We start from the raw sequence: 25,849 nt of genomic DNA, 5'->3' as shown, positions 1-25,849 counted from the left end.
CTCAAACAATCATATATGTATGTTCTGTTAATTTTTTAACTTTCAATCCATTAATTTTTGCGTTTGTCAATGGTTCCCTTGTTAGCAATACAAAGCTAACACCTGTATCATCCTCAGCTTCATAAAACTTGAACTTGAAAAATATAGATAATATCGGATTAAAGCTATATGATGACGAGTGCTTGATATAAAAAAACAAACTCAGATAGAAAAATAATGCTATTCTCCAATCCATAAAAGTCGTTGGCCCAGAAATAAGGGGAAAAAGATAAGTTAAAAAATAATTAGTTATCTCTTTATCAGCTGGTGAAGCTGACTCTAAATTCTTAATAGTAATAGGATTATATTTTTTAGCCTGATAAATTATTAATACACAGAATAAAATACTCAAACAAGCTAAGGCTAACGAGCAAAATAATATAATTATATTATTATTAATAAAAGCTAAAAAAGCGAGTGTAATGCAGACAGGAGCAACTGAACTGGCTGTCAAAGCGTATCTAGCAAATCCATTAAGCATATAGCCTCCAAATTCACTGTACAAAAAAACAGTATACGTCTTTTGAAATGCCATCTCTAATTAAATTAGTAGATTTTTTGCTCTTATCCTTTCGGTTGGATTCCTCGCAAACGCAGAGCCTCCCTCGCCAGTTCCTTCAACCAGCTGGCGAGACTCACCCCTTCCTCCGCCGCCACAGCATCCAACTGTTCCTTCAATGCCGGATCAATACGCATTTTAAACTGCGGGGATTGTCCGCCGCCTTTTGGTTTTTTTTCGCGCGCTATGATTGACATGGGGCCACCTATCCATCTACTCTAAACCATATTAGGAGGCCATCTAAACCTCCAGTTTTATCAACGCTCCAATGTGCAGGAACACACCGGAGCGTCTAACCTCACCAACTATCAAGGAGTTGATTATGGCTGATTCGCATTCTACCCCAGACACCACCGCAACCGGAACTGAGCGTACATTAATTGTGGGATATCGCCCGCAAGGTCTCGATCGCAGTACGCCAAACCTGATCCTTTCCGGCAAATGGCTGCGTGCGGCGGGGTTTGATACCGGAGATAAAGTCACGGTGAAAGTCATGGACGGCTGCATTGTCGTGATGGCGCATAGCCCGCATGAAAAGGCACTGCTTGCTGAATTAAAGCAGGCGCAGCAGAAGCTGAAAGGGATTGAAGGGGCGTTGGCTCTGGCATCGTGAACCCGGGTTAAACCGAGTGCGGGATGTTCCCCCTCACCCCAACCCTCTCCCTCAGGGAGAGGGAGAAGTTCATGCCCGTATGTTTCCCCTCTCTCCAACTCAACTCCCTGTGACCCCCTTCACAACTCCACCGCAAACTCTCCTCCGCGCAAAAAATGGGAACTCTATGAACAAAGGCTGGCAAGCCGCCCTTTAGCGCCCCGGTATACTCAGGACGACACAAATCAGAATGAGTACCCTACAACATGAAAACAACAGACATCGCCTCGGGCAGTTACGTCAAAGTCAGCGTTCGGGAAAAGATTGGCTACGGGTTTGGCGATCTGGCTTCCAACCTGTCGTTTGGGTTTGTTTCGCTGTTCTTACTGTTCTTCTATACCAACATCTACGGCATTACCGCCGTTCAGGCGAGCCTGATTTTTGTTATCGCCCGCGTGCTGGACGCTCTGTTCAATATCTTTATCGGCTACGTGATCGATAAAACCCATACCCGCTACGGCAAGCTGCGCCCTTATTTGCTGTTCGGTGCCGTGCCGCTGGGGCTGCTCACCATCCTCTGCTTCAGCACCCTGGGCGACGAGTTCAAGTTTTACTACGCCCTGATCTCCTACACCCTCTATTGCCTGGCCTATACCGCGGTGAATACCCCCTACTCCGCGATGACCAACATGCTCACCCAGCATGAAGGTTCCCGCGCGTCGCTCTCGGTCTACCGTATGGTGATGGCGATTGTCGGATATCTGATTGTCTCGACCACGGCGGATATGCTGATTTCACAGTTCACCGATAAGAAGCTGGGCTACGTGTTTGCCGTCAGCTGCTTCAGCCTGCTCGCCACTTTCTTCTTCCTCGCCTGCTTTGGCATGACCAAAGAGCGCGTTAAAAACCAGACCGAGCAAAAAGCCCCGACGCTGAAAGAGATGATCGCCGCGGTCTCCGGCAACCTGCCGTTAATCAACCTCTCGGCGTTTACCGTGTTCTTCTACATGGCCTACACGGTGTGGATGGCCATCGCGATTTACTTCATCAAATACACCCTGGGCGATGAGGCCTTTACCGCCAAATTCTTTATGATCCAGTCGGCGGCGTACGTGGCAGGCACCGTGGTCTCCGAAAAACTGATCGCCATGATGGGCAAAAAGCGCATGGTGCAGTTCGCGCTGCTGATCGGCATCCTCGGCATGCTGTTCCAGTATTTCCTCGCAGGCAGCAACGGCACCCTGATCATGACCGGCGTCTGCCTGTTCAGTATCACCTTAGGGATGGGCTTCGTGGCGATGTGGTCGATGATTGCCGACACCGTGGAGTACGCCGAATGGAAACAGGGCGTGCGTGCCGAAGGGGCGATTTACGGCTTCTTTAACTTCATTACCAAAATCGCGATGGCCATTGGCGGCGGCTGCGCCGGGCTGATGCTCGACTATTTTGACTACTCTTCCGACCATCTGAGCGCCAGCGCCCTGAACGGCATCAACCTGATGATGACCCTGTTCCCGGCCCTGATGTTTGCCCTGAGCATGGTGTTCATCTTCTTCTACACCCTCGATGAAAACACCTACCGAAATATCATCAAAGACATTGCGTTACGCAAAGCCAACGCGCTGTGATCCTGAGGAAAAATGATGAAAACTGACTTTCACACCCTGATTGCGGCGATGAGCGCCGAAGATAAAGTTAACCTGCTTACCGGCAGCGGCCTGTGGCGCACTGCCACCCTGCCGCAACACGGCATTGAAGACATCGTGATGACCGACGGCACCTACGGCGTGCGCTACAGCACCAGCCAGATCGAACAGGGCGAAAGCTGGAATATCACCGATTTTCTCGACGTGATTGCGCAAAGTGCCGGTGATGTGGAGAACGAAGAGCAGAAAGGCGGCTCCGAGGCGCTGTTCAGTAAATCCAGACCGGCCACCTGCTTCCCGAACGGCTCGACCCTGGCCTGTAGCTGGGATATCTCACTGGTGTATCAGATGGGCGAGGCGCTGGCGAACGAGTGTCAGGAGATGGGCGTCGGCATTCTGCTCGGGCCGGGCATCAATATTCGCCGCACGCCGCTGGCCGGGCGCGGATATGAATATTATTCAGAAGATCCGGTGGTGAGTGGCGACATTGCCGCCGCGCTGATCAACGGCCTGCAGGACAACGGCGTGGGTGCCAGCCTGAAGCATTTTGCCGCCAACAACTCCGAATACCACCGCACCGAGATGGACTCGGTGATTGAAGAGCGGGCGCTGCGTGAGATCTACCTGGCGGGCTTTAAGCGCGCTATCGATAAATCGAATCCGTGGACGGTGATGTCCTCCTACAACCTGCTCAACGGCGTGCAGACCTCGCAAAACCACTGGCTGCTGACCGACGTGCTGCGTAACGAGTGGCAGTACGACGGGCTGGTGATGTCCGACTGGTACGGGATCAAAAACCGTCCGGCGTCCCTGCTGGCGGGCAACGATCTGGCGATGCCGGAAACCCGCCGCGATAAACAGGAGCTGCTCGAAGCCATCCACCGGGGCGAGATCCCCGCCGATATCCTCGACACCGCCTGCCTGCGGATGTTGACTCTGATCGAAAAGGTCCAGCGCCACCGCAAGTCGGGCTTTAAGGCCGATTTCCACCAGCATCACCAGCTGGCGCAGCGTCTGGCCGCCGAATCCATCGTCCTGCTGAAAAATGAAGACGCCATCCTGCCGCTGCAAAAAGGCAAACAGCGCACCCTGGCGGTGCTGGGCAAGCCCGCTCAGGAGCCGGTCATTCAGGGCTCCGGCTGTGCGACAACCGTGCCCTATATGCTCGACCGCCCGCTGGACGAGATTTTTGAGGTCGCCGGAAACGATTTCAACATCGAGTACGCAGTGGGTACGCCGGAGGATAACGCCACCGATGAACAGGCGCTGGCGCAGGCCGTGGCGGTGGCGAAAAACGCCGATGTGGCGATCCTGTTTGTCAGCACCGCCATCGGTGAAGACGGGGAAAACGGCGATCGCAAAGACCTGGCTATTTTGCCTGGGCATGAGGCGCTGATCCGCGCCGTCGCCCGCGTGCAGCCCAACGTGGTGGTGGTGCTGGCCAACAGCGATGCGGTGGTAATGCCGTGGCTCGGGGAGTGCAAAGCCCTGCTGGAAACCCATTTTGGCGGCCAGGGCATGGGCCGCGCGGTAGCGGATATTCTGTTTGGCCGCGCCAACCCGTGCGGCAAGCTGACGGTCACCGTACCCAATACCCTGGAAGAGACCCCGGCCTGGCTCAGCTATCCCGGCGAGAACCTGCGTCATCACTACAGCGAAGGGCTGTTCGTGGGATATCGCTACTACGATCGCCGTAAGCTCACGCCGCTGTTCCCGTTTGGCTTTGGCCTGAGCTACACCACCTTCGACTACCGCGGCCTGACTACCTCGGTGAGCGAGCTGGACGAGGGCCAGGGGTTAACCGTCAGCGTGGACGTGACCAACACCGGCAGCATGGCGGGTAAAGAGGTGGTTCAGCTCTATCTTTCCGCCCCTGCGGGGGAGCTGCTGCGTGAAGAGAAAACCCTGAAAGCCTTTGCCAAAGTGCATCTCGAACCCGGCGAAACCAAAACCGTGACCCTGCCGCTAAGCTGGGACGATCTCGCCTGTTACCATCCGGGCATTGGCGACTGGATCGTCGATGCCGGGGAGTATCAGCTGCAGGTTGCACGATCGTCGCGGGATATTGCGTTGAGCACCGCCATCACCGTGCGGGCCGCGCCGCGCTATGCCCCGCTGGAGATTAATAATTCATTGACCCAGCTGATCAACAACCCGCCAGCCTTCGCCCGGGTAGTGAAGCTGGTCGCCAGCAAAAATGGTGTGCCAGAGGAGCGGGTACGGGAAAAACTGTGTGCGATTGCGCCCGATCTGGTCTTTGGTCTGTTTATCTCCTTAACCGAATTCCTGACGATAGATATTACGCGTGAGGAGCTGGCGGAAGCCCTTGCGGGGCCTGCAACACAGCAGTAAAGTCCGATCGGTCCCTCTTGCTTTGGCAAGAGGGCCTTCACTCGACGGAGAGCCAGCCGATGTTTCCATTTTCTGTTACCCAGCATCCAGGGAGGGTCTCACAGCAGCAGGCCGGGACCACCGTCCATGAAGGCAGCGGCTACGAACTGATCTCCTTTGATGCGGAGAAGCTGAACGTGTTTGCCGCCGAGGTGTACTACTGCGAGCCGCACTGGCACTCGGCCCCGGAGCTGATCTGCATTCTGGCGGGAGAGTTTTCCGTCACCCTCGGGCATACCACCTCGGTATTTACCGCTGGGGGCATGCTGTGGATCAACCCGGATGAGATCCACTCCCTGGAGGCGCGCGCGCCGAACAGCCAGCTGCTGACCATTCAGTTTGCACCAAACCTGTTTGATGAGGCTCATCCGGCACCGCTGCTGGAGAATGGCTCCCTGACCAATCAGCAGGAGAGCCAGATCAGAAACAACGTGATTGCGCTGGTCGAGCATCTGGTGCATGCCCAGCCCTCATTCAGCCGCATCGCCCTGATTTATCAGCTGTTAGGCTCCCTTTCCGCCGCAGGCAGCGTCCAGGAGGACCGTCAGCAGGTGATCATCAGAAAAAAGGATCAGCAGCTGGTGAAGTACGGCATTGAGTTTATCAATCAGCATTTTGATGATGAGCTGAGCTTAAGCACCATCGCCGATAATGCCGGCGTCAGCTACCACCACTTTTCGCGCATTTTTAAGAAGATCAGCGGCTACAACTTTAAAGAGTATCTGACCATGATCCGCATAAATAAGGCCAAGCGGCTGCTGAAGGATACTCAGATCCCGATCACCGATATCAGCTACAGCTGCGGGTTTAGCGGCCATAAGCAGCTGATTTTTGCCTTCAACAAATATTGCCGCATGACGCCCACGGCCTTCAGGAAGCGCTATATCACGGCGATCAATGCTGCCGAAGCGTTGCAGGTGATGACCGACTCACGGTTTTTGCCGCTGGATGAAGGGGTGATTGCGCAGCTGCGCGAGTCGGCCTGATGCCCGGTGGCGCTGCGCTTACCGGGCCTACGGTTTTGATTTTGGTTTTGGTTTTGGTGTTGGTTTTGTAGGCCGGGTAAGGCGAAGCCGCCACCCGGCGTTGTGCAGGAGTTACCCCTCGTACCGCATATGCAACAACGGGAACGGATTGCCCTGCCCGTCCAGCTCCGACCGCCCGGTTTGCACAAACCCCATATGCTGATAAAACCCCACGCCCTGCGGGTTTTGCTCGTTGACGTCCACCTCGTTAGCACCGAGTTGGTCAATGGCGTATTTCAGCAGCAGCTTGCCAACGCCTTTTCCCCGGCTTGCGTCGTCGACAAACAGCATTTCAATACGGTTTTCGTCCACGCCCAAAAAGCCGTGGATTGCGCCAGCTTCATCCCGGGCAATCACGACGTTTAAATTTGGCAGATAAGCATTGAGCAGCAGCGGGCGTAAGGCCGCAATATCACTCTCCTGCAGAAAGTGGTGAGTGGCGCGAACGGAGGACTCCCAGATCGCGACGAGACGTTCAAATTGTGAGGGAACTGCGGTTTCGATTTTCATAATGCGATCATCATACGATAACGGAACAATATCAAGCGTAGCCATGCACTTATAAACAAGGACGATAAAGGTAATGACAGATCATTCTATCAACAACTCATTTCTCCGACCCGAAAAGAGTAAATTGAATACTTTGAATGAATTGATAGCTTTCCGTTCACCAGAAAGCCAACAGCGCATCAAAACAGCTGCCGATAAGATAATTCGGGAAACACGTCAGCAAATGCTGCGCGACGGGTTGAAAGGGTCATAGCAACTTTGCTCCGCTCCATCTCCCAACGGAAGAGGCAACTTAAACCCGCACCTCCATCACCGCATACACCCCATCTTTCGGTACGATCACCGTAACGTTTTCCACTGCGATACCCGCCGCGAGATGGATATCCTGCAGCTGCTGCAACGTGCGCGGGAAGATGGGCGTCCAGCCGATGCAGCGCAGAGCAAAATCAATCTGCGGACTGCTGGTCAGCATGTTGGAGATAATCAGCGCCCCGCCGGGTTTAATCAGGCGCAGGACATGTTGCAGGAAGGTCACCGCTTCAGCGTCGTTGAAGTATTCGAAGATCCCCAGCGCGTCCACCAGCTCGACCTTGCCTTCGCCCAGCTCACGCACCAGTTTGTCGCTGTGGATCAGGCCGTCTTTCAGATCGCGCTGTAATATCGTCACCTGCTCACCCACCTTCAGCCCTTCGGCAGCGGCCATTTTCTCGGCCCAGCGCAGGGAGACGGGATCGTAATCCACCAGCGTTAAATGCACTTTCTGCCCGTCCAGATGGGCGCTGCGCAACGCCTCCAGCACCGGGACGGCCGCGCCGCTGGCCAGGCTGACCCAGACGTTCTCGATATCGTTATGCAGATACTGTTCCGCCAGCACGGAGAGCACCTTCGCACGGGAGCGGATGCCGATGGCATCGTTGGCGTGGATAAACCACTGGCGGCTGCGGCTGTCCATCCGGGTGCCGTCGGGAAGATGTTCATCCAGCGGATTCTGGATGGCATACAGGGCCAGCGCGGTGGGCACCAGTCGGGTACGCCAGGCGACGACCGCCGGGCGTGACGCAAAAGCCTCTTCAGACCAGGGGTGCTGACATTTAATCGTCTTCTCGCCGCTGGCATCCTTTTCAATCAGCGGCGGCATCAGCTCTGGCTCCGCTTTTAACGCCCGATCGACGGCGTTCAGCTCGCGCGTCACCTCGTCTTTCATCGGCCAGTTGTTGCTGACATCAGGAAACGACGCGCTGTAGAGGGTCATATTGGTCGGCGCGGTGCCGCGAAAGGGTTGCCAGTGCATATGTCATCTCCCGTGAGCCCATGACGCAAGTTTATTACCTTTCGCGCACATTGCCCCAGGAAGAAAGCACGATCTTTACTGTTTCACCCAAATCAACTCATCCACCCGGAAGCCCAGGCTGCGCGCGGTATTGAGGTAATCCTGCTTCACCGCATCCGGAATGGTCGGCGTGCGCGACAGGATCCACAGGTAGTCGCGGTCCGGGCCGCTGACCAGCGCGTACTGGTAGTCATCGTCCAGCTTGATCACGTTATAACCGCCGTAGAACGGGCCGAAGAAGGAGACCTTGAGCGCAGCGGTGGTTGGCGCACCGGTGTAAAACGCTTTACCTTCGCTCTCACTCCACTTGCGCTTCAGCGGATCATAGCCCCGGTTAAGCACGCTGATCCCGCCGTCGCTGCGCTTGCCGTAGGTGGCAGTCACCTGCTCCATCCCGCGCTCGAAGCGGTTTTCCAGACGGGCGATTTCATACCACTTGCCCAGATAGCGGTTGGCGTCAAAGTTCGTGATCGGCTGCACGCCTTTCGGCGGCGTAGGGGATTTACAGGCCACCAGGGTCAGCGCGATGGCGACACCGGTCACAACGGGCCATAGTTTCATGAGAACTCCTGTCATTTTGCTCGGTTGGAATTAAAGTGTAGTGCAGCGCTCTGGCGCTTCATCCCGCCGGAAAATATTCGTAGAATATTGAGACTAATCCTCTTCGGACGCAGACATGGCATACTCCATTGGCGAATTCGCCAGACTCAGTGGGATCACTCCCACCACGCTGCGGGCATGGCAGCGTCGCTACGGTTTACTCAAGCCGCTGCGCACCGAAGGCGGCCATCGCCAGTACAGCGATGACGATGTCCAGCAGGCGTTAAAAATCCTCGACTGGGTGAAAAAAGGCGTCCCGATCGGCCAGGTGAAGCCGCTGCTGGAACGCCCTACCCCGAGCCGCACCAACAACTGGCAAACGCTGCAACAGGCCATGCTGGAGCGTCTGCAGGCGGGCAAAATCGAATCCCTGCGCCAGATGATTTACGATGCCGGCCGCGAGTATCCGCGCCCGGAGCTGGTCGTTAACGTGTTACGCCCCCTGCGCAGCCTGGTCTCGGCCAACGTTCCCGCCGCCATGACCCTGCGCGAGATCCTCGATGGCATCATCATCGCCTACACCTCGTTTTGCCTTGAAGCCGATAAAAAAGCGCCGGGCGATAACCTTCTGCTCAGCGGCTGGCACCTGAACGACCCGTGCGAAATCTGGCTCGAAGCCCTGTCGCGCACCGGCCAGGGCCACCGTATTAACCTCCTGCCCATTCCCCCTGCCGCGCTGGCACCGGAGATTTTTCCGGACCGCCAGTGGCTGCTCGTCACCAGCGGTAAACTTACCGCCGCACGCAGAAAACAGGTGGAGCAGTGGCAGCAGCAGGTTGCCCTTGAGGTCATTATCCTCTGATTATTTTCTCCTGCGGGAATCTTCACGAAAAGTTGAATATTTTCCCGCGCAGCAAATGCTAACGTTTTCCTGTGACTTATCACTCCACAGGAAAAGATGATGAAAAAAACTGCCCCTCTGCTGATCCTCGCCTCCATGGCTTTTGCCCCTGTCGCCTTTGGTGCCGCCCCTGCTGGCACCCTGAGCGTGCATATTCTTGACCAGCAAACCGGCACGCCGCCGCCGGGCGTGACCGTCACGCTGGAAAAGCAGCAGCAGGATAAATGGACCCCACTTGCCAGCGGCAAAACCGACCAGGACGGCCGCATCAAGTCGCTCTATCCGGCCGACCAGGATATGCAGCCAGGCGTCTATAAAGTGACCTTCAAAACGGCAGAGTACTTCCACGGCAACAAGCTGGAGTCGTTCTTCCCGGAGATCCCGGTGCTGTTTACCGTAACCCGCACCAACGAAAAACTGCACATCCCCCTGCTGCTGAGTCAGTACGGTTACTCGACCTATAAGGGCAGTTAAAACTTGCTGATATCTATAAAAAATAAAAAATAGATCCGCCAATACTTGGACAAAATAATCATTTTGTGTAACTTTTAAAGAGTGACTTTGGAGGTGCATATCATGACAACGAAACCTGTACTGGGTATTAGCGGATGCTTGACCGGTTCCGCCGTTCGCTTCGACGGCGGGCATAAGCGTATGGGCTTTGTCATGGATGAGCTGGCCGAATGGGTGAATTTCCGGCCGGTTTGCCCGGAAATGGCGATCGGCCTGCCTACGCCGCGCCCGGCGCTGCGTCTGACGCAGACCACCAGCGGTGAGATCCAGATGCGGTTCAGCAAAGCGCCTCACGAAGAGGTCACGCAAAAAATGACCGACTTTGCGGCAGGTTATGTGCCGAAAATGGGCGATCTCTGCGGATTTATCGTCTGTGCCAAATCCCCAAGCTGCGGTATGGAACGCGTGCGGCTGTATGATGAAAAGGGTAATTCAGGCCGCAAGGAGGGTGTCGGGCTGTTCACCGCCGCCCTGCTTGAGACCTGGCCTTGGCTGCCGGTGGAGGAGGATGGACGCCTGCACGACCCGGTCCTGCGGGAGAACTTTATCGAGCGGGTTTTCGCGCTCCATGAGCTGAATACGCTGCGGGCACAAGGCCTGACGCGTCGCGGCTTACTGGACTTCCACAGCCGTTACAAACTCCAGCTGCTGGCGCACCATCAGGCGGGCTACCGCGAAATTGGTCCATTCGTCGCCTCGCTGCACGAGTGGGAGGATCTGGAGGCCTTCTTCGAGGCGTACCGCGAAAAGCTGATGACGATCCTCAGGAAACCCGCGTCGCGGAAAAACCACACCAACGTCCTGATGCATATTCAGGGCTATTTCCGTAACCAGCTGAACAGCCGCCAGCGCGGGGAGCTGCGCGACGTGATTCTGCATTATCGCGACGGATTACTGCCGATTCTCGCCCCGCTCACGCTGCTGAAACACTATCTGGCCGAATATCCCGACCGCTATCTGATGACGCAAAACTATTTTGATCCCTATCCTGATGATTTGGGTTTGCGTCTGGCCGTTAACTGAATGTCAAATGCGAGGCCCCATTGACCCTGAGAGGCCCGAAGCACTACCCCGTTTAGACGACACCTCACTGTCGTCTTTTTTTTGCACTTTGCGTAAAACACTGTAACTCTGTACAGGTTTAGTCCGCAAAAGGGATCTGCCGATGATCACCACCCTGCACATTCAAAACTACCGCTCGATTCGCGACCTGTCGCTGGATCTCCAGCAGCTCAATATTGTTTTTGGCCCGAACGGCACCGGAAAGTCCAATATCTACAAGGCGATCCACCTGATGCACAGCGCGGCGCAAGGACAATTTTCCCAGGCGCTGGCCAACGAAGGCGGGATTTTAAAGGTCTTCTGGGCGGGCAAAACCCGCAGCGACCAGCTGCGGCGCATGAACCTGGCGGTGGAGACAGAGACCTATGAATATGAACTGCAGGTGGGCTTTGTCGAAAAGCTGCCTTATCCCTCGCAGTTTCAGCTCGACCCGGTGATCAAAGAGGAGTCCATCTGGCTGAGCGGTCAGCACCGACGCCCGTCGTCACAGCTGATGAAGCGGAAGAATCAGGCCGTGTTCCTGAACAACGTGCATCACGAAAAAGTGACCCACAGCGGCACGCTGTATGAGAACGAATCGGTGTTCGGCCAACTGGGTGAACCGCACCTCTACCCGGAGGTGTCGCAGATGCGCGAGTCCCTGCGTAACTGGCGCTTTTATCATGAGTTTTCTGTCTCCTCCGGCTCGGCGATCCGCGCCCCGCAGGTGGGGTTCCGCTCCCCGGTGCTGGCCAGCGACGGCGCAAACCTGGCGGCAGCCTTTCAGACCATCGTCGAGATCGGCGACGAGCTGCTGCTGATGCGGATCCTCGACCAGGCTTTCCCCGGCTGCGTGTTTTACAGCGACAACACCGGGGGGCGTTTTCGCATGATGATGCAGCGCGAAGGCCTAAGCAGACCGCTGGAGCCCGCGGAGTTCTCCGACGGCACGCTGCGTTTTCTCTGTCTGGCGGTGGCGCTGCTAAGCCCGCGTCCGCCCGCGTTTATCGCCCTCAACGAACCGGAAAACAGCCTGCATCCGCAGATGCTGCCCGCGCTGGCGAGCCTGATTGCCGAGGCCAGCCGTTACTCGCAGATCTGGCTTACCAGCCACTCGCCGGAGCTGGCGACGTTGATTGAAAAGCACCGGTCGTTTTCGCTGTATCAACTGTCGATGGTGGAAGGGGAAACGCGGATGGAGAAGCTGGGATAAATGCCGCATGGCGCGACGCTTACCCGGCGTGAATCTGTGTGCGGAAGGTTTTGCGCCACTCCGCCGGGCTGACGCCAAAGCGGGCCTTAAACTGCTGCCGCCAGGTCACGGCGGAGAGATATCCCACCTGCTCCGCCACCGCCTCGATCGGTAAATTGCTGCTTTCCAGCAATAGCTGGCTACGCCGCAGGCGTTCGGCGGTGATCCACGAGACAACACTCATCCCGGTGGCTTTCATAAAATGGCGGGTCAGCGTGCGGCGACTCATCGCCACGCTGTCCGCCAGCGCATCCAGGCTCAGCGGCTGGCTGATATTACGCTGGAGATAATCGATCAGGTTGTTAATCCGCGCATCTCGGGTCGTTTCCGGCACCGGCTGAGCGATAAACTGCGCCTGTCCCCCCTCGCGGTGCGGCGGCACGATCATCCGACGGGCAATCTGATTGGCGACCTCGCTGCCAAAGCGCTGACGGATGATGTACAGGCAACAATCCAGCGCGGCGGCAGTACCGGCAGAGGTGATAATATTGTCGTCATCGACGTACAGCGCATTGATATCCAGCTGCACGGCCGGGAACTGCGACTGGAACTGGCGCTCGAACTCCCAGTGGGTCGCCGCCCGTTTACCGTCCAGAATACCGGCATATCCGAGGACAAATGACCCCAGGCACAGCCCGACAATTTCCGCCCCGTTGTCCCGGGCCTGCACCAGGCTGTCGAGCAACGTCTGCGGCGGACGCTCAAGCACATGCTGCCAGTAAGGCACCACGACGATATCGGCCTGCCTGATGGCGGAATAATCCTGTGTGGCATTGAGCGAGAAGCCATCGCGAGACGTCAATAAACCCGGCTTTTCGGCGCAGATCGTCACGTTAAAGCGCTTTTTACTGGAGACGGTGTCGCTAAAAAGAATGCAGGGCACGGAGTAGTGAAAGGGACTGAACCCGTCGACGGCGACAATCGCCACTGTTGTGAGCTTCACACTGTTCTCCTTTGCCCTGATGTTGCTCAGACTATAACGCTTTCCCCGTCCTGAGGAATAATGATCGCCTCACCTGTCTGGTTGGCATCCATGTACTCCCGCAGCGCGCTGCGGGTGAGCAGGCAGTGGTTGAGCGCCTCCATATGGACCACGACGATTTTTGCCTGCGGCAGCAGGAAATGCACATTCAGCACATCCTCCGCGCCCATAATGATTGGCCCAAAGCCGATCACGTGCGCGTATCCGGCGTTGAGCACTACCACATCCGGCTGATGCTTTTGCAGCTCGGTGGCCACCTGCGGGCGCAAAATGGTGTCGCCTGCAATCAGCAGCGTTTTTTCATCGGAATGGCGAAACACCACGCCACAGGCTTCCCCGAGCCGCTCCGCCAGCTCCGGCACCGCGTAGGCGCGGTCGGTGCCGTGCTGACCGCCGTGGGTTTTGCTTAGCCGGATGTCGCCAAATTCACTGTTGTCATTCAGCAATGTCAGATTGTGGAAACCCTGGCTGCGCAGCAGCTGCGCGTCATCTTCGTGCTGGACAAAGATTGGCATCTCTTTGGCGATCCGATCGATAGCGTGCTGATCCCAGTGATCGGCATGGGTATGGGTGACGATCACTGCATCGACATCCAGCAGGTTTTCCACCGCACAGGGCAGCTCCACCGTCGGGTTGCGAATTTCCGCCCGGGCGGTGCCAGGGAAACCAGGGTATGTGTCTTTCGGTGCCAGCATCGGGTCAATCAGGAAGCGTTTTCCAGCGTAGGTGATGAGCTGCGTCGCGTTGCGAATGTGAGTGATGTTCATGGGCTGTTCTCCGGTTAGTATGCGAAAAGCATAGCCGGGAGCATGAAGACTGGATGTGGGCAAAAGGGCGTTCAGCGATGGGATCGGGCCAGTTTTAAGGAGTGCGTTTATAATACGGAGGTCAGCCAAGCTATGCTAGCTTTCCTAAAGTTCTTACTGTGATTGATGAGGTCAGCCATGCAAGCGCATGCTAAATCGATAAACAGCGACCAGAATGATGTAAAGCTGGCGCTGAATAAAGAAAAGCAGACACAACGCCATAACGATATCAAAGTAGGGCTTGCTGATGTCGATCGAGCACGAGTAATAGGCCACTCAGAGATTCTGGATTGGGTGAAACGCCTAAGAAAAGAGTAATTCATAGGGCACTGCGATCTTTATTCTCGACCTCTGGCATCGCCGGGAAGATCGCTAGCGCCCTGCATTTATTCTATTCCCAGCCCGGCACTGCCCCACCGTTAAAGATGGTCTCGGCCGCCTTCGCCACTTCTGGCGACTGATACGACTGGATAAATTCCTTCACGTTTTCTGCGTCTTTATTGTCTTCCCGCGTCACCACGATGTTCACGTATGGCGAGTTTTTATCTTCGATAAAGACGCTGTCATGCACCGGCGACAGTCCGGTTTGCTGGAGATAGGTGGTGCTGATAATCGCCACATCCACTTTCGGATCGTCCAGCACGCGCGGCAGCTGCGCCCCTTCCAGCTCCATGATTTTCAGGTTTTTCGGGTTGGCGGTGATATCCAGCGCCGTCGGCAGCAGGCCCACGTCCGGTTTCAGGGTAATCAACTTTTCGTTCTGCAGCAGCAACAGGGCACGGCCCAGGTTGGTTGGGTCGTTCGGGATGGCGATGGTTGCGCCGTCCTTCAGCTCCGTTACCGATTTGATCTTGCGGGAATAGCCCGCCATCGGGAACACAAAGGTATTGCCGACGGCCACCAGCTTGTAGCCGTGCGCTTTGTTGTCTTCCGCCAGGAACGGACGATGCTGGAAGACGTTGGCGTCCAGCTCTCCGTGGTCGGTAGCGTCGTTCGGCAGCAGCGAGCCGCTAAAGCCCACCAGCTCGACATCAAGGCCGAACTTCTCTTTCGCCACTTTTTTGGCGACTTCCGCCACGTCCTGCTCGGCACCGTTAATCACGCCAACTTTAATATGTTTAGCATCGCTGCCGCTTTGGTCACAGCCCGCCAGCAGCAGACCAGCGAGAAGTACCGCACCTAATCGAAGTTTCACCCGTCATATCCTTTTGATAACTGTTTTATCGACTATATCGGCAACGCAGCGGCAGGCTAAAAAACGAAATAGCATCAATAAGAAGGATAAGTTATATGCGGGTATTGCCGGGTGGCGCTCCGCTTACCCGGCCTACGTTAATATATGGCGAGCTGTTGTAGGCCCGGTAAGCGGAGCGCCACCGGGCGTTGAGGCTCAGGCTGCGGCAGTCCAGTCTTCTACGGTAAGTCCCTGCACCATTGCGAAGGCCTGATCGTTAGTTATCATCGTCGTCCCTCGACTGATAGCATGTGCAGCAATCAACTGATCGAGATCGCCCATCACTTTCCCTTTCTTTTCCATTTCGGCGCGTAGTGTGCCGTAGATTGCCGCGGCGTCACTGTCCCAGTCGCAAACGGTGATAGTTTTGAGGAATTCCGAGATGGTTTCATGCAGTGTATGGCTTTGCTTTTTGGCGATGCCATAAAGTAATTCAGCCTCAGTTACACTTGAAATACACATCTCTTCTGGTGCTATACGAGAATAGTGATCCACCACTCTGGGATGTTGCCTCACGAGGTGACTGACTATGTTAGTGTCCAGCATATGCAGCATTTTCTATAATCCTTCCAGAGGATCTCTTGTCGTATAGCTTTGATTTCGCTCCTCCTTACTCAGGAATGAATCAGGTACCTGTATTTGCTTCAATAAACGCAAAAAATTCTCCCTGTGCTGTTCTTTCTCTGACATAGCCCTCAAAACAACATTCCCTTCCTCATCCCGCCGGATCCAGACACTCTCCGTATCAAACGCGAACTCCTCTGGCAGCAAGACCGCCTGATTCCGCCCTTTTTTAAACAGTTTGGCTTTACGTTCCATCGCAACCTCTGCTGGTTTATTGACCAGGCCAAAGCATGCGCCAGCATCGTTAAGGAAGACAAGCCTGATCCTTCAAATTCGGAAAGCGACTCGCAACAAATAGCGGAATCGCTAACGTTACCCCTCCCGTTTGCGCAACGGGGCCTCGCGTAAAAACCACGACAGCACAAAGGCCAGCACCATAATCCCTGCGGCCATCAGAAACACCGCATGAATGGCGGAGCCAAAGGCATCCAGATAGTCGAGGTGCAGGGCATCAGGCAGATGATGAATCGCAACAGGGTTCATCTCCCGCGGCAGTTCGGTGCCCTCGGGTATCCGCGCCATCAGGCCCGACTGCAACATATGGGTAAAGACCGCGCCAAACAGCGCCACGCCAATCGCCCCGCCAATGGAGCGGAACAGCGTCACGCCGGAGGTCGCCACCCCGTACCGATCCGCAGAGACGCTGTTCTGCACCGCCAGCACCAGCACCTGCATCACCAGACCCAGCCCCGCCCCCAGCACGCCGGTAAACAGGTACAGCTGCCAGATCGGCGAATCAATGGTGATCCGCGTGAGCAACGCCATGCCCACCACCCCCAGCAGGGTGCCGAGGATCGGGAACAGGCGGTACTTCCCGGTGCGGCTGATAATGCGGCCGCTGATAATCGAGGTCAGCAGCAGGCCACCCATCAGCGGGATCAGCTGTAACCCGGCCTGGGTCGGCGTAGCCTCTTTGACGATCTGCAGATACAGCGGCAGGAAGGTCACCGAGCCAAACAGCGACATGCCGATAATAAAGCCAATCAGGCTGCACAGCAGGAAGCTGCGATCCCGGAAGAGCGAAAGCGGAATTATCGGCTCCCACGCCAGCCGCTCCTCATAGATAAACCCGGCGATGCCCGTCAGACCAAAGGCCAGAATGCACCACAGCTGCGGGTCGCTCCACTCGCGGACCGTGCCCCCTTCGCTGGTAAACAGGATGATGCACAGCAGCGCCATGCTGAGGTAAATCGCCCCCAGATAGTCGATCTCATGCTTATTGCGCTTCGCGCTGCCGTGGAACACCGCCCCGATCACCAGCAGGGCAAACAGCCCCAGCGGCAGGTTGATGTAAAAAATCCAGCGCCAGGAGGCGTGCTGCACCAGAAAGCCGCCGACCAGCGGGCCGATCACCGTCGCCAGACCAAAAACCCCGCCGAACAGGCCCTGATAGCGGCCGCGATCCGCGGGCGGGATAACGTCGGCTACCGCCGCCATGCTGATCACCATCAGCCCGCCGCCGCCCAGCCCCTGCAGGGCGCGCATCAGCACCAACTGGGTCATGTTCTGCGCCAGTCCGCACAGGGCCGAGCCCACCAGAAACAGCACAATCGCGATTTGCAGCACGATTTTGCGGCCAAAGAGATCGCCAAACTTGCCGTACAGCGGCACCACAATAGTGGAACTGAGGATATAGGCCGTAACGACCCAGGAGAGCTTATCCAGCCCGCCCAGCTCGCCCACAATGGTGGGCAGTGCCGTGGAGACGATGGTCTGATCGAGAGCCGAAAGCAGCATCACCAGCAAGAGCGCGCTGAACAGCAGTCGGATAGAGGGCGCTTTTTTGGTTTGCGTTGTCGATTCGGACGTCATAAAACACCGCTTGAAATTAATTAATTGGGTAATTAATATTTAATGAAGTTATGAATCAGGTCAAGGGATCCTCCGCGCATGTCAGCACATAAAGATAATTCTGAGCCCACGCCACAGGCCCGCCGCCCGGGACGTCCGCGCGGGAGCAAACCCACCGCCACCAGCCGGGAACAGCTGCTGGATATCGCCCTGGATCTGTTTGCGCGTCAGGGGATTGCCCGCACCTCGCTTAACGCTATTGCGAAAGAAGCGGGCGTGACGCCGGCGATGCTGCACTACTACTTCAACTCCCGGGAGCAGCTGCTTGATGCCATGATCGAGGAGCGTTTTCTGCCGCTGCGCAGCGCCATCGCGACGCTTTTCAGCGCCCACCCGGACGATCCGGTGGCCGCCCTGACGTTGATGGTGAAAAAGCTGGCCGAGCTGGCCGTCGAGCACCGCTGGTTCGCGCCGCTGTGGATGCAGGAGGTGATTGGTGAAATGCCGGTGCTGCGGACGCACCTGCAGACCCGGTTTGGCGATGAGAAATATCAGGCGACGCTGGAGACCATTGCCCGCTGGCAGCAGGAGGGAAAACTGAACCGCGATCTGGCCCCGGCGCTGCTGTTCACCACCCTGTTAAGCCTGGTGCTGGTGCCTTTTTCACGGATGCGCAATGACGAGAGGCTACACTCCCTCTCGCCTGACAGTATCGTGCGCCATGCGCTGGCGGTGATTGGTCATGGTATTGGCGCTTAAAGCGCTTTCGACATGTAATGACGCTGAATTCCCGCGTACGGAAAATCATTCAGCGTCATTGTCACCTCATAACCCTGCTTTTCATAAAACGGACGCGCCTGGAAACTGAAGGTATCCACCAGCGCATGCCGGCACCCCTGCTTTCGGGCCTCGTCTTCGGCGGCGCGCATCAGCTGGCCGCCGAGCCCACTCCCACGCGATTCGTCGCTGACCCACAGATATTTAATGTTCAGCCACTCGCCCTGGCGGTTGCCGATCAGCCCGCCGCGCAGTTTGCCATCATCATCACGGGCATACACGGCGATATCACTCGCCACGCGGGAAAAACTAATGAACTGGCTGTTGTAGATCCGCAACCCTTGCAGTAATTCTTCCTGTTCGTGTTCAGTAATGGTGTCGGTAATACTCAGTTGCATATCATTCTCCCGTTACGTTGCACCTCGACTATCCCACATTCTGCCGACGATAAAAACCGCAAACTCTGGCGTAACGCGCTTAAAAAATGTAAGTGCAATCAAGGCTAAATTGCCTTTGCGAACAGCATCACCCTTTGTGAGCTGACCGCCGCCTGCCGTCACAAATTTTTCTTCCGGGCTTGCCACTCCGTCAAATTCTGCGGCTACGCTTATTCGTACCTCTGCGCAACTATTGGCAAAATTAATACTTTCGGCTTGGGTCGCAAAGGCGGATGTAACGATATATTTCATAAACGTATGTGGTTTTTCCGGAGGTTTTCATGAAGTCAGCGCACCTGTTTTGCCTGGTAGTCTGCCTGCTTTTTGCCGCCTTCGTTCATGCTCAGGAACTGAACGACCCGGTCAAATTAGAACAGATGAAACAGTCGGTTTTGAAGGATGTGAAGAAAGCCTGTGCCCCGCAACGTAAGCAAAGCGATAAAGAGTGGCAGGCGATGATCATGGCTTCTGAAGGCAATCAGATGCTGGTCAAAAATGCGGTCGTGGCGATGGAGCGGAACAACCAGGAAGGTTACTGGGATGCCGTGAACCGGGTGGACTGTATGGAGGATTACTGATTACGTATTAAGGGGCCCGTGCAGCCCCCTTAATTTTTTTAGCGCCGCACATCCGGAATAATCAAATCCCCGCGCAGCACATATGAACCCAGCATCTGGGTCTTCTCATTCAGCCAGCTGACAATCCGTGCCGCCATGGCATCCATCGAGTATTCAATTGCCGGAATGGTCGGAATGCCCGGCAGATGCAGCGAGCCCGCCAGGCTGAATACCATGATGTCGCCCGGTACCGATCTGTTAAACGCCTGCAGCTGCGGGATCACCCGCTGTGCTTCCTGCTCGTCGGCCACCATTAAGGCGTTGAAATTGACCGTGCTGGCGTTATTGAGCAACTCCTGCAGGGCCACGGAGGATGACGTGGCGTCCATAAAGACCAGGTTGCGATTAAACGGCAGGAAGTTCTTTTCCAGGCCATGCTTGTAGCCCAGCAGCACCTGATCGGCAAAACCGCTGCCGTGCGGGTGGATCAGGGCAATCTGGCGTCGACCCTGGCTGGCGAGGAAGTTACAGGCGGTTTCCGCAGCAAAAGCGTGGTCGTACTGGATGCTGTTGACGTTATTGTTTTCCATGCAATCCACCAGGATGACGTTCTCCTGATCGATCTGCAGCGGGAAACGGGCGCCAATAATCAGAATGTCATCGCATAACCCGCAGGAGAGTTCATCCAGCGCGTTGATGACGTCGGCTTTGGTGTTGGCGAAGCGAAGCAGCAGGTGCTTCTGATGCTGGCTGAGGTGTTTTTCCAGCGCGTAGAGGTAACCGGTGGTCTGGTTAATGTTGTCCTGCGCGCAAATGACGCCGATACAGCCGGTAGACTGGCTGAGCAGCGACTGGGCAATCACATTTGGCCGATAGTTCAGCTCTTCCACTGCTTTCAGTACGGCCTGGCGGCTGGCTTCCTTCACGCCGCGCGACCCACTCAACACCCGTGATACCGTGGCTTTGGACACCCCGGCCAGACGTGATACATCGTTGATTGTAGACATCTTTATCCCCTGACAGGTCTCTCCAGGCCCCTGTAATTCCTGATTCCACTTCGGCTCATATTATAGCCACTCAGGAGTATATCTGTTTCCGTTTTGCATGGAAACCGATTTTCCGTTTCCACTCCATTTGATGCAAAAGCAGCCGAAATACGTGACCTGAATCCGATAATCAGGCCCCATAAGTAATGGATCTTGATGGCTGTCACACTTCTGTCTTATATCAATGGAAACCGGTTTCCATATGTTATCCAATCATCTCCGCAATAACTATTTACATTTTGAGGATGGTCGTCGATGTTCAAGATAATGCTGTGCTGTTCTGCCGGGATGTCCACCAGCCTGCTGGTACGGAAAATGGTCGAAGCCGCGAACGAACGCGGTTTGCCTGTCAAAATCGATGCGTACGGTGTTTCAGAATTTGATACACAGTTTCCGCAATACCAGGTGGTACTTCTCGGACCCCAGGTCAAATACATGTTAAAAACGCTCTCAGACAAGGCTGCCGCCCAGGGCATACCCGTACAGTCCATAGATACAATGGATTACGGTATGCAACGTGGCGATAAGGTGCTGGACTATGCTCTGTCGCTCATCGAAGCGGCACACTAAGAAGGTGTTCTCATGAGTTCGTTATATCAATCTATGGTTGCCGTCATTGAGCAGTCCATCGCGCCGCTGGCAGGCAAGCTGGGCCAGCAGAAGTACGTGATTGCTATCCGCGACGGCTTTACCGCCGCGCTGCCGTTTATGATCATCGGCTCGTTTATGCTGGTGTTCATCTTCCCGCCGTTCTCCGCAGACACCACCAACAGCTTTGCCCGCGGCTGGCTTGATTTCTCCGAGACCTACCGCGAACAGCTGATGCTGCCGTTCAACCTCAGCATGGGGGTGATGACCTTCTTCATTTCGGTAGGGATTGGTGCCAGCCTGGGCCGCCAGTTTAATCTCGACCCGGTGATGTCCGGCCTGCTGGCCTTTATGGCGTTCCTGCTGGTGGCTGCCCCCTATGCCGATGGCAAAATCTCTACCCAGTATCTGTCGGGCCAGGGGATTTTTACTGCGCTGATCACCTCTATCTATGCCACCCGCGTTTACGCCTGGCTGAAGGATCATAACGTCACCATCCGTCTGCCGAAGGAAGTGCCGACCGGCGTGGCGCGCTCGTTTGAAATCCTGATCCCGGTGGTAGTGATCATCGGTACGCTGCACCCGCTTAACCTGTTTATCGAAGCGCAAACCGGGATGATCATCCCGCAGGCCATTATGCACCTGCTGGAGCCGCTGGTTTCCGCCTCTGACTCCCTGCCTGCCATTCTGCTCTCCGTGCTGCTGTGCCAGATCTTCTGGTTCGCCGGCATCCACGGCGCGCTGATTGTCACCGGCATTATGAACCCGTTCTGGATGGCTAACCTCTCCGCCAACCAGGCCGCACTGGCGGCCGGCGCGGCGCTGCCGCACGTCTATCTGCAGGGTTTCTGGGATCACTACCTGCTGATTGGCGGCGTGGGTTCTACCCTGCCGCTGGCCTTCCTGCTGCTGCGCAGCCGCGTAACCCATCTACGCACCATCGGCAAAATGGGCGTTGTGCCAAGTTTCTTTAACATCAACGAACCTATTCTGTTCGGTGCGCCGATCATCATGAACCCGATGCTGTTTATTCCGTTCGTGTTCGTTCCGATGATCAACGCTTGTCTGGCCTATACCGCCACCAAACTCGGCTGGCTGGCACAGGTCGTCTCGCTGACGCCGTGGACCACCCCGGCTCCTATTGGCGCCTCCTGGGCGGCAAACTGGGCCCTCAGTCCGGTGGTGATGTGCGTCATTTGTATGGTGATGTCGGCGCTGATGTATTTGCCGTTCCTGCGTGCTTATGAGCGTTCTTTGCTGAAAAACGAAGAACAAAAAGCGCAGGCAACCGTAGGTGCAGCAGAGACCGTCGGCAATTAAGTCAAAGAGGACGTTTTATGAAATATGCATTTCCCGAAAACTTCTGGTGGGGTAGCGCCTGTTCTGCACTGCAAACCGAAGGGGAAAGCCAGGGCAGTGGTAAGGGATTAACCACCTGGGATCACTGGTTCGCGACCGAGCCGAATCGCTTTCACAATGGGGTAGGGCCGCAGAATACCTCCACGTTTTATCAACACTGGAAAGCCGACATTCAGCTGTTAAAGCAGCTGAACCACAATAGCTTTCGCACCTCGATAAGCTGGGCGCGCCTGATCCCGGACGGCACCGGTGAAGTGAACCAGGAAGCGGTTGCTTTCTACAATCAGGTGATCGACGAGCTGCTTGCCCAGGGCATCAAGCCGTTTATCACCCTGTTCCACTTCGACATGCCGATGGCCATGCAGGAGATCGGTGGGTGGGAAAACCGTGATGTGGTAGCGGCCTATGCCCGCTACGCAGAAACCTGCTTTGAGCTTTTTGGCGATCGGGTAATGCACTGGTTTACCTTTAACGAGCCAATTGTGCCGGTAGAGGGCGGGTATCTGTATGACTTCCACTACCCGAACGTGGTCGATTTCCGTCGCGCGGCGACCGTGGCCTACCACACCGTGCTGGCCCATGCCCAGGCGGTTCGCGCCTTCCGAGCCGGGCATTACCCCGGTGAGATTGGTATCGTGCTGAACCTGACGCCGTCCTATCCGCGCTCGCAGAATCCGGCGGACGTAAAAGCCGCGCACCATTGCGATCTGCTGTTTAACCGCAGCTTCCTCGACCCGGTGCTGTGCGGCGAATACCCGGCGGATCTGGTGGCGATGCTGAAAGCGCACGATCGGCTGCCTGCCTGTCTGCCGGAAGACAGCGCGCTGATTGCCGACGGCAAAATCGACCTGCTGGGCGTGAACTACTACCAGCCGCGCCGGGTGAAGTGCCGTGATACGGCCATCAATCCGCAGGCGCCGTTTATGCCGGAGTGGTTCTTCGACAGCTACGAGATGCCGGGCCGCAAAATGAACCCGTATCGCGGCTGGGAAATCTACGAGCCAGGTATTTACGATATTCTTATTAACCTGCGCGATAATTATGGCAACCCACGCTGCTTTATTTCTGAAAATGGCATGGGCGTCGAAAACGAGCAGCGTTTTATTGAGAACGGCCAGATTAACGACCAATATCGTATCGATTTTATTTCTGAACATCTTAAATGGCTGCATAAAGGTATTAGCGAAGGCTGTAATTGTCTTGGCTACCATATGTGGACATTTATTGATAACTGGTCATGGTGTAATGCATATAAAAATCGTTATGGCTTTGTCCAGCTCGATTTGGAAACGCAGCAGCGCACCATCAAAAAGAGCGGAGAGTGGTTTGCTGCTACTTCTCTGAATAATAGTTTCGATAAATAACCCGAGTAACCGATGATGATTGCCTTAGAAGAAGCCGTAATGGAAATCATCGTCAATGCTGGTCAGTCGCGCAGCCTGTGCTTTGAAGCACTGCATGCTGCGCGGCAGGGCAACTTTGACGAAGCGAAAAACCTGCTGCGCGAAGCCGATGGCTACGCGCGCCAGGCGCACCATATGCAGACCAAACTGATCGAGCAGGACGCGGGCGAAGCCCGTCAGCCGATGACGTTAATTATGGTACACGCCCAGGATCATTTAATGAACTCGCTGCTGGCCCGTGAATTATCCGAAGAGATTATTCACCTGTATCAGCGTTAATAATTAAACTTCAGTAATGGAGAAAGTATCACGGTAATAGTGTAAAGCCTCTGGACCCTAAAAAATAAAATCAACTTGTTCTGATGATAGCGACATATTATGTCTTTCAGGGCGGGATGGTTATTGTCTGAATAAAATTTAAATATATTGAGATAACCATGAATATGATTAAAAAACTTCCATTAACAATGGCGGTTATCGCCGCGCTTTGCCCAATTTCTGTCCTCGCCCAGGAATTCACGCAGGAGCAAATCGACGCCATTGTGGCCAAAGCGGTGGATAAAGCCCTGGCCGATCGCCAGGCCAAAATGGACGCCGCGGTGGCGAAAAAAGCCGACGTGGTGACCGAGCCGCAAAGCGCCGCCCAGTCCCCGGATATGGCGATCCCGTTCGGGATTAAATTTACCGGCTATGCCCGCTACGGCGCGCACTTCCAGGCTGCGGATCAGAAATACGTGGCGGTGGACGGCTCCTACAACGGTGCCTCGGCGATTGGTCGTCTGGGTAACGAAGGCAACGGCGGCGAGTTCCAGCTTTCCAAAGCTTTCAAGGGTGAAAACGGCGCCATCTGGGACGTCAACGTGATGATCGACCACTGGGGCGACGAGGTGAACCTGAAAAAGGCCTACGCCGGGGTGACCAACATTCTGGAGTCCAACCCAAATGCCTATATCTGGGCCGGGCGTGACTTCCACCAGCGTCCACAGCAGGGCATCAACGACTACTTCTGGATGAACCACGACGGCCAGGGTGCCGGGGTGAAGAACTTCGACATCGGCGGCGTGCAGTTTGATGTGGCCACCGTGGCGGCGGTGGAATCCTGTAGCCCGCAGGTGATGAATGACGAGGCCAACCCGTCGCGCATCACCTGTACCGGCGGCTCCGGCACCGGCGACAAGGGCAACTACGCGGCCACCTCCAAAATTCACGGCATGAAGCTCGGCCCGATCGACATGGAGCTGTACGCCAACTACGGCTTTGACTCGAAAGCCATCGACAGCGACGACCGTCTGAACGCCTGGCAGGGCGGCGTGGTGCTGAGCCACACCAACGACAGCGGCGTGAACAAGGTGATCGCCCGCTACTCGGATAACTCGGACAACAGCGTGTTCAACAAAACCGAGGACCTGACCACGGTGTACGCCAGCTTCGAAGGGCTGCACAAGTTCACCCAGGCGACCCAGGTGGAGTACATCCTGGCCTTCCACGACTATGACAACAGCCGGGACGGCACCGACAACCGCAAGAACTACAACGCCATCGTGCGCCCGATGCACTGGTGGAACGACGTGCACTCCACCTGGCTGGAAGCAGGCTGGCAGCATGTGGATTACGACCACGGCGGGGATAACAAGGGCTGGAAGCTGACCCTGTCCCAGAACATGTCCATCGCCATGGGCCCGGAATTCCGTCCGATGCTGCGCTTCTACGTCACCGGCGGTAAGGTGGATAACGAACGCACCGCCCGCGTGAACAACACCAAAGACGAAACGCTGGACGACTTCAACGTCGGCGCGATGTGGGAGGCGTGGTTCTAAGGTAAAAGCAAAACGGCAACGAAAGTTGCCGTTTTTAGTGTTTGCGCCCTCTCCCGGTGGGAGAGGGTCGGAGTGAGGGCATCGGGCCG

The 25,849-nt window shown here is 55.8% G+C and carries 30 protein-coding genes; 16 read left to right on the top strand and 14 right to left on the bottom strand.

Annotated features, from left to right (window positions below):
* Position 1: 1 nt before the first annotated feature.
* Together V7Q49_RS13430 and V7Q49_RS13425 are read right to left on the bottom strand one after the other, a co-directional pair.
* A complete protein-coding gene (locus V7Q49_RS13430) occupies positions 2-520 on the bottom strand; it encodes a hypothetical protein (protein WP_333852641.1) in 519 nt (172 codons plus the stop codon).
* Positions 521-603: 83 nt separating this feature from the next.
* A complete protein-coding gene (locus V7Q49_RS13425) occupies positions 604-795 on the bottom strand; it encodes a toxin-antitoxin system HicB family antitoxin (protein WP_077226502.1) in 192 nt (63 codons plus the stop codon).
* A 125-nt stretch (positions 796-920) separates the two neighbouring features.
* On the opposite strand from V7Q49_RS13425, the gene V7Q49_RS13420 reads away from it, so the two are divergent.
* The 4 genes from V7Q49_RS13420 (at position 921) to V7Q49_RS13405 (ending at position 6,213) form a co-directional block, all read left to right on the top strand.
* Positions 921-1,211, top strand: a complete 291-nt coding sequence (locus tag V7Q49_RS13420; RefSeq protein WP_333852639.1) for a SymE family type I addiction module toxin — start codon at positions 921-923, stop codon at positions 1,209-1,211.
* Between the two features lie 245 nt (positions 1,212-1,456).
* Positions 1,457-2,818 carry an MFS transporter gene (locus V7Q49_RS13415; RefSeq protein WP_333852637.1) on the top strand — a complete coding sequence of 454 codons (1,362 nt, stop codon included), beginning with the start codon at positions 1,457-1,459 and terminating at the stop codon, positions 2,816-2,818.
* Between the two features lie 15 nt (positions 2,819-2,833).
* The gene (locus V7Q49_RS13410; RefSeq protein WP_333852635.1) at positions 2,834-5,188 is read left to right on the top strand and encodes a beta-glucosidase; all 2,355 of its coding nucleotides are present in this window, start codon (positions 2,834-2,836) and stop codon (positions 5,186-5,188) included.
* A gap of 59 nt (positions 5,189-5,247) precedes the next feature.
* Positions 5,248-6,213, top strand: coding sequence for an AraC family transcriptional regulator (locus V7Q49_RS13405; RefSeq protein ID WP_333852633.1), 966 nt, complete (start codon positions 5,248-5,250; stop codon positions 6,211-6,213).
* Positions 6,214-6,324: 111 nt separating this feature from the next.
* Here the strand turns inward: V7Q49_RS13405 and V7Q49_RS13400 are convergent, their stop codons facing one another.
* The 3 genes from V7Q49_RS13400 to V7Q49_RS13390 form a co-directional block, all read right to left on the bottom strand.
* Complete coding sequence (locus V7Q49_RS13400) at positions 6,325-6,762, bottom strand: acetyltransferase (protein ID WP_333852631.1); 438 nt, start codon at positions 6,760-6,762, stop codon at positions 6,325-6,327.
* Positions 6,763-7,054: 292 nt separating this feature from the next.
* Positions 7,055-8,053, bottom strand: coding sequence for an SAM-dependent methyltransferase (locus V7Q49_RS13395; RefSeq protein WP_333852630.1), 999 nt, complete (start codon positions 8,051-8,053; stop codon positions 7,055-7,057).
* A 75-nt stretch (positions 8,054-8,128) separates the two neighbouring features.
* Positions 8,129-8,653: a lipocalin family protein gene (locus V7Q49_RS13390; RefSeq protein WP_333852628.1), complete on the bottom strand. Its 525-nt coding sequence runs from the start codon at positions 8,651-8,653 to the stop codon at positions 8,129-8,131.
* 115 nt (positions 8,654-8,768) lie between these two features.
* On the opposite strand from V7Q49_RS13390, the gene V7Q49_RS13385 reads away from it, so the two are divergent.
* From V7Q49_RS13385 to V7Q49_RS13370, 4 genes are all read left to right on the top strand, one after another.
* On the top strand, positions 8,769-9,494 hold the full coding sequence (locus tag V7Q49_RS13385; protein WP_333852627.1) for a MerR family transcriptional regulator: 726 nt from the start codon (positions 8,769-8,771) through the stop codon (positions 9,492-9,494).
* 99 nt (positions 9,495-9,593) lie between these two features.
* Positions 9,594-10,007 (top strand): hydroxyisourate hydrolase, encoded by a 414-nt coding sequence (gene uraH, locus V7Q49_RS13380; protein ID WP_106995614.1) that lies wholly within the window; start codon positions 9,594-9,596, stop codon positions 10,005-10,007.
* 102 nt (positions 10,008-10,109) lie between these two features.
* Entirely contained in the window at positions 10,110-11,069 is a 960-nt protein-coding gene (locus V7Q49_RS13375) for a YbgA family protein (RefSeq protein WP_333852626.1), read from the top strand.
* Positions 11,070-11,211: 142 nt separating this feature from the next.
* On the top strand, positions 11,212-12,300 hold the full coding sequence (locus tag V7Q49_RS13370) for an AAA family ATPase (RefSeq protein WP_333852625.1): 1,089 nt from the start codon (positions 11,212-11,214) through the stop codon (positions 12,298-12,300).
* Between the two features lie 19 nt (positions 12,301-12,319).
* Here V7Q49_RS13370 and V7Q49_RS13365 read toward each other — a convergent pair whose 3' ends face one another.
* A complete protein-coding gene (locus tag V7Q49_RS13365; protein WP_333852624.1) occupies positions 12,320-13,282 on the bottom strand; it encodes a GlxA family transcriptional regulator in 963 nt (320 codons plus the stop codon).
* Between the two features lie 26 nt (positions 13,283-13,308).
* Complete coding sequence (locus V7Q49_RS13360; RefSeq protein ID WP_333852623.1) at positions 13,309-14,088, bottom strand: MBL fold metallo-hydrolase; 780 nt, start codon at positions 14,086-14,088, stop codon at positions 13,309-13,311.
* Positions 14,089-14,265: 177 nt separating this feature from the next.
* Between V7Q49_RS13360 and V7Q49_RS13355 the strand changes: the two genes are divergently transcribed.
* The gene (locus tag V7Q49_RS13355; protein ID WP_333852622.1) at positions 14,266-14,445 is read left to right on the top strand and encodes a hypothetical protein; all 180 of its coding nucleotides are present in this window, start codon (positions 14,266-14,268) and stop codon (positions 14,443-14,445) included.
* Between the two features lie 73 nt (positions 14,446-14,518).
* On the opposite strand, the gene nlpA is transcribed toward V7Q49_RS13355, so the two are convergent.
* The 4 genes from nlpA to V7Q49_RS13335 form a co-directional block, all read right to left on the bottom strand.
* Entirely contained in the window at positions 14,519-15,322 is an 804-nt protein-coding gene (gene nlpA / locus V7Q49_RS13350) for a lipoprotein NlpA (protein ID WP_333852621.1), read from the bottom strand.
* 195 nt (positions 15,323-15,517) lie between these two features.
* Entirely contained in the window at positions 15,518-15,916 is a 399-nt protein-coding gene (locus V7Q49_RS13345; RefSeq protein ID WP_333852620.1) for a type II toxin-antitoxin system VapC family toxin, read from the bottom strand.
* A 3-nt stretch (positions 15,917-15,919) separates the two neighbouring features.
* Positions 15,920-16,180 (bottom strand): antitoxin, encoded by a 261-nt coding sequence (locus V7Q49_RS13340; RefSeq protein WP_333852619.1) that lies wholly within the window; start codon positions 16,178-16,180, stop codon positions 15,920-15,922.
* 117 nt (positions 16,181-16,297) lie between these two features.
* On the bottom strand, positions 16,298-17,797 hold the full coding sequence (locus V7Q49_RS13335) for an MDR family MFS transporter (protein ID WP_333852618.1): 1,500 nt from the start codon (positions 17,795-17,797) through the stop codon (positions 16,298-16,300).
* 78 nt (positions 17,798-17,875) lie between these two features.
* Between V7Q49_RS13335 and V7Q49_RS13330 the strand changes: the two genes are divergently transcribed.
* Complete coding sequence (locus tag V7Q49_RS13330) at positions 17,876-18,535, top strand: TetR/AcrR family transcriptional regulator (RefSeq protein ID WP_333852617.1); 660 nt, start codon at positions 17,876-17,878, stop codon at positions 18,533-18,535.
* Here the strand turns inward: V7Q49_RS13330 and V7Q49_RS13325 are convergent.
* Together V7Q49_RS13325 and V7Q49_RS13320 are read right to left on the bottom strand one after the other, a co-directional pair.
* Positions 18,532-18,951 (bottom strand): GNAT family N-acetyltransferase, encoded by a 420-nt coding sequence (locus V7Q49_RS13325; RefSeq protein ID WP_333852616.1) that lies wholly within the window; start codon positions 18,949-18,951, stop codon positions 18,532-18,534. The two genes, V7Q49_RS13330 and V7Q49_RS13325, sit on opposite strands and share 4 nt — an antisense overlap.
* Positions 18,952-18,963: 12 nt before the next feature.
* Positions 18,964-19,242, bottom strand: coding sequence for a hypothetical protein (locus V7Q49_RS13320; protein ID WP_333852614.1), 279 nt, complete (start codon positions 19,240-19,242; stop codon positions 18,964-18,966).
* Between the two features lie 29 nt (positions 19,243-19,271).
* On the opposite strand from V7Q49_RS13320, the gene V7Q49_RS13315 reads away from it, so the two are divergent.
* Positions 19,272-19,568, top strand: a complete 297-nt coding sequence (locus V7Q49_RS13315; RefSeq protein ID WP_333852612.1) for a YicS family protein — start codon at positions 19,272-19,274, stop codon at positions 19,566-19,568.
* Between the two features lie 38 nt (positions 19,569-19,606).
* Here the strand turns inward: V7Q49_RS13315 and V7Q49_RS13310 are convergent, their stop codons facing one another.
* A complete protein-coding gene (locus V7Q49_RS13310; protein ID WP_333852609.1) occupies positions 19,607-20,554 on the bottom strand; it encodes a LacI family DNA-binding transcriptional regulator in 948 nt (315 codons plus the stop codon).
* 294 nt (positions 20,555-20,848) lie between these two features.
* Between V7Q49_RS13310 and V7Q49_RS13305 the strand changes: the two genes are divergently transcribed.
* The 5 genes from V7Q49_RS13305 to V7Q49_RS13285 all read left to right on the top strand — a co-directional run bounded on the left by V7Q49_RS13305 (position 20,849) and on the right by V7Q49_RS13285 (position 25,760).
* Positions 20,849-21,163 carry a PTS sugar transporter subunit IIB gene (locus tag V7Q49_RS13305; RefSeq protein WP_333852607.1) on the top strand — a complete coding sequence of 105 codons (315 nt, stop codon included), beginning with the start codon at positions 20,849-20,851 and terminating at the stop codon, positions 21,161-21,163.
* A gap of 12 nt (positions 21,164-21,175) precedes the next feature.
* Positions 21,176-22,501, top strand: coding sequence for a PTS sugar transporter subunit IIC (locus V7Q49_RS13300; RefSeq protein ID WP_333852605.1), 1,326 nt, complete (start codon positions 21,176-21,178; stop codon positions 22,499-22,501).
* Between the two features lie 17 nt (positions 22,502-22,518).
* Positions 22,519-23,904: a glycoside hydrolase family 1 protein gene (locus V7Q49_RS13295; RefSeq protein WP_333852604.1), complete on the top strand. Its 1,386-nt coding sequence runs from the start codon at positions 22,519-22,521 to the stop codon at positions 23,902-23,904.
* Positions 23,905-23,919: 15 nt separating this feature from the next.
* Entirely contained in the window at positions 23,920-24,222 is a 303-nt protein-coding gene (locus tag V7Q49_RS13290; protein WP_333852865.1) for a PTS lactose/cellobiose transporter subunit IIA, read from the top strand.
* Positions 24,223-24,380: 158 nt separating this feature from the next.
* Positions 24,381-25,760, top strand: coding sequence for a carbohydrate porin (locus V7Q49_RS13285; protein WP_333852602.1), 1,380 nt, complete (start codon positions 24,381-24,383; stop codon positions 25,758-25,760).
* The last annotated feature ends 89 nt before the right edge of the window (positions 25,761-25,849 follow it).

Origin of the sequence: Leclercia sp. (assembly GCF_036780805.1) — a bacterium.
Classification (GTDB): Bacteria; Pseudomonadota; Gammaproteobacteria; order Enterobacterales; family Enterobacteriaceae; genus Enterobacter.
The sequence above is the reverse complement of the archived record's forward strand: the minus strand, read 5'-3'. Positions and strand labels throughout refer to the sequence as shown.